The organism is Mycobacterium sp. (assembly GCF_035499775.1).
In the GTDB taxonomy this organism is placed as follows: Bacteria; Actinomycetota; Actinomycetes; order Mycobacteriales; family Mycobacteriaceae; genus Mycobacterium.
In genome coordinates this window covers 1-3,355 of sequence record NZ_DATJYB010000513.1, presented here as the reverse complement: position 1 = coordinate 3,355, position 3,355 = coordinate 1, and the positions used below count along the sequence as shown (strand labels likewise).

General features: G+C 65.5%; 2 protein-coding genes and 1 pseudogene. All 3 read left to right on the top strand.

Translation table 11 applies throughout. From position 1 onward, the window contains the following. Positions 1-511: 511 nt before the first annotated feature. Positions 512-811, top strand: coding sequence for a PE family protein (locus tag VML93_RS31550; protein WP_325616672.1), 300 nt, complete (start codon positions 512-514; stop codon positions 809-811). Positions 812-829: 18 nt separating this feature from the next. Then, positions 830-2,242 carry a PPE family protein gene (locus VML93_RS31545; RefSeq protein WP_325616670.1) on the top strand — a complete coding sequence of 471 codons (1,413 nt, stop codon included), beginning with the start codon at positions 830-832 and terminating at the stop codon, positions 2,240-2,242. 568 nt (positions 2,243-2,810) lie between these two features. Continuing rightward, a pseudogene (locus VML93_RS31540) lies at positions 2,811-3,355 on the top strand (type VII secretion protein EccE); the annotation flags it as partial.

The following is a 3,355-nucleotide window of genomic DNA, read 5'->3' as shown; positions in this document are numbered from 1 at the left end:
GGAGGCGGCCGGCCATTGAGCACAAGGCGGATGAGGTCGACAGCGCCACCCTCATCCGCCGGGCTGATCGACGCCAATGGTCTCCCGATCGGTCTTATCGATCTCGAACTGAGCACGCCGCTGAGTCTCCGACAAAGTGCGGTGAAATCGATTGCGGTATAGCCCGATCCACGATCGGTGTGGATGGATCACGCGGCCCTGTGCCGGGGTCGTGCTGGTGATCGTGGTTGCTTGCTGGGCGAGGGGTGCGCGCTAACCGGCCTTGGGGGCGCTGTCTCTGTCGGAAGCCATCGGTTGGTTCACAGTCTGTTCTCTGACTGCCATCCCGGTCATATGCACGTCTTACACTCATCTCGAATGCTGTAAAGTCTGCAATATGTTTTACATGGTGTCGATCAGTATGTATTCTGATTATTCAGGTGCATCATTGGTATACAAAACGGGTCGCACCCTGGCGCCGCGGTAACCGCGGCTGGCCAATGGCTCGGCCTGCTTCCTTTAGGAGGGGCACATGTCGTTCGTGACCACGCTGCCGGCGATGCTCGCGTCCGCGGCCGGAGAACTGCAAGGCATCGGATCTGCAATGGTCGCCAGCAATATGGCGGCGGCAGCCCCGACCACCGCGGTGGTTCCCGCGGCTGCCGACGAGGTCTCGGCGCTGACGGCGGCGCAGTTTGCCGCACACGCCCAGCTGTACCAGGCGATCGGCGCCCAAGCAGCCGCAATTCATGAGCTATTCGTCACCACCCTGGGGACCAGCGCCGGTTCATACGCGGCCGCCGAGGCCGCCAACGCGGCCGCGGTCCTCTGAGTTAGCCGAGGTTTCAGCATGGATTACGGGGCGTTACCGCCGGAGATCAACTCCGCGCGTATGTATGCGGGTCCCGGCGCGGGGTCGATGCTGGCCGCCGCAGCCGCCTGGGATGGGTTGTCCGCCGAATTGCAGTCCGCGGCGTCCTCTTACGGGTCGGTGATCTCGGCGCTCACCAGTGGGCCGTGGGTCGGCCCGTCGTCAACGGCGATGGCGGCCGCGGCCGCGCCCTACGTGGCGTGGATGAACGCGACCGCCGGGCAGGCTGAGCTGGCGGCCGCCCAGGCCCAAGCGGCGGCGGGTGCCTATTCGGCGGCATTCGTGGCGACGGTGCCGCCGCCGGAGATCGCGGCGAATCGCGCTCAACTGATGTCGCTGGTCGCGACAAACTTATTCGGTCAGAACAACCCGGCGATCGCGACCACTGAGGCCCTGTACGGCGAAATGTGGGCCCAGGACGCCGCGGCGATGTACAACTATGCCGCGACTTCGGCGGCAACCACCGCGAAGGTGACGCCGTTCACGGCGGCGCCGGAGACCACCAACGCGGCCGGTTTGGCCGCGCAGGCGGCCGCGGGTGCCCAGACCGCCGGTGCGTCGACTGGCGCTGGGGTGCAGTCAACGCTGTCACAGCTGATCTCCTCGGTTCAAACCGCGCTACAGAGCCTCACTTCGCCCAGTTCATCGACATCGGGACTGTCGGGAATCCTGAGTTCGCTTCTGGGTGGGTCTTCCTCCGGGTCGTCCGGGTCAGGAATACCGTTCCTTGGCGGTTCGTCCGGGTCGGGGCTCGAAGGCATCATGCAAGGTGCGATCAGCTCGTACGCCGTTATCCCGGGGTGGTTCGGCATGATGGTCGGGGAGGGCGCGCTCGGCCCCCTTATGGCTACGCCAATAGGCAAAGCATTCGACGCCCCAGCCGCCGCAGCCGCAGCCGATGCTGCGGCGCCTGCGGCGGCGGAGGCCGCCGACGCCGCGCTGGGGCCGGCGGCGGACTTGGGCGGTTTGGCGGGCGTAGGTGAGGCTGCCGCGGTCGGCGGGTTGTCGGTGCCGCCGAACTGGGGCTGGGCCGCGTCAGGTCTGTCTTCGATGCTGGGTGGCGTGCCGTTGACGTTGCCGGCCATAAGTCTGGGCGAGGCAGGTGGGCTACCACTGGCAGCTGGGCTACCACTCATGATGGGCGGCCTACCGCGAGAGGCCGCCGCAGGTGCGGTAGGGGCTGCTGCGGGCGCTGCCGGCGCCAAATACCTGCCGCGCCTCAGCGTAGTGGGTCGCTCACCAGCCGCTGGATACTCGGCTGAGTCGCCGTCCAAGCCCACCCCGGCGTATCCGATACCCGCCGGATTCCCGACAAACGGACACGCGCCCCCCGGATACCAGCCGGCCATCGTGTACCTGCCCACCAACGGACATGCGCCGGCGAACAAGTGACGGGAAGGGGACTACTCCTTCAACTCGCTGCTCTGTGCGAAACTCACCGACGGCGGGCCCACCGCATCTGCTGCGGTCGCTGTGCGGGTCGGTCCGTGCCCATGAGGTGAAGTGCATGTCGTTGGCGTCCACACAGACGTACAGCAGGCGCGATCGTGGGCTCACACGCACGAACGCGTGACTCGGCGTTAGACCACTATACATACTTTATATATGATCAGCACTGTGCGACAAACTTCTAGTAATCCAATCAAAAGGTATGGTCTCGGCGCCACATTGTCCAATCACGGCCACCGGCCTTTCTCGGCGTGGTATCCGGGAACCGTGTCATGGCTGGCCACTGGGTCTCGGGCCAAAGATGCTTCAACGAGGACCCAATGGCCCGTCGCGAACGCCGTAAGCGTCGCCGACGTCGCAGCATCGCATCGGTTCCACTATCGTGCAGATCGCGGAATCGCATCTGCCCGCGATTCTGGGGTGGACGGCGATGGGAGGATGTGCCGGTGATCGTACTGACGAGCAAGGTGTTTGGTGAAGTCGTGTTGATACCGCGATCGCCGAGTCGCCGATGAAGGCGCAACGCCGACTCGGGCTGGACCTCTCGTGGCGGCGGATCACGGCGGCGTTCGTCTTCGACGTCGCGGTGCTGCTACTGGCCTGTCACTTGCCAGTACCAGCATCGCCAACCGTCGCGTGGAGGGTGAGTGTCGCCGTCGTGGCGGTGGTGACGATCGCCATGGTAGTTACTTACGGTGGGCTCACGGTCGCCTCAGCTTTGGCCAGGTGGCTGTGGGACTGGTCCGCCGACATGTGGAACTCGTCCCCCGACTCGGTGGCGACACTGAACCCGGGATGCACACCCGCGATCGATCACCGGCGCCGCTTTGGCCACGACGTAGTCGGGGTGCGCAAATACGAGGGCCACCTGGTCGCGGTGATCGCCGTGGACGAAAAGGCCGACACACCGTCGGCGCGGCAACAGCTCCAGACAGTGTCGCCAGCCACCTTGCCGGTGGCGGTGATCGCTGCGGGGCTGCGCCAGTTCGATGTGCGCCTTGACGCCATCGATATCGTCTCGGTGCGAAAGCGACACGTCGCCGAGGCCGCCGATCC

Coding starts and splice junctions, on each gene's coding strand:
- VML93_RS31550 (WP_325616672.1), top strand. CDS start 512: ATGTCGTTCGTGACCACGCTGCCGGCGATGCTCGCGTCCGCGGCCGGA.
- VML93_RS31545 (WP_325616670.1), top strand. CDS start 830: ATGGATTACGGGGCGTTACCGCCGGAGATCAACTCCGCGCGTATGTAT.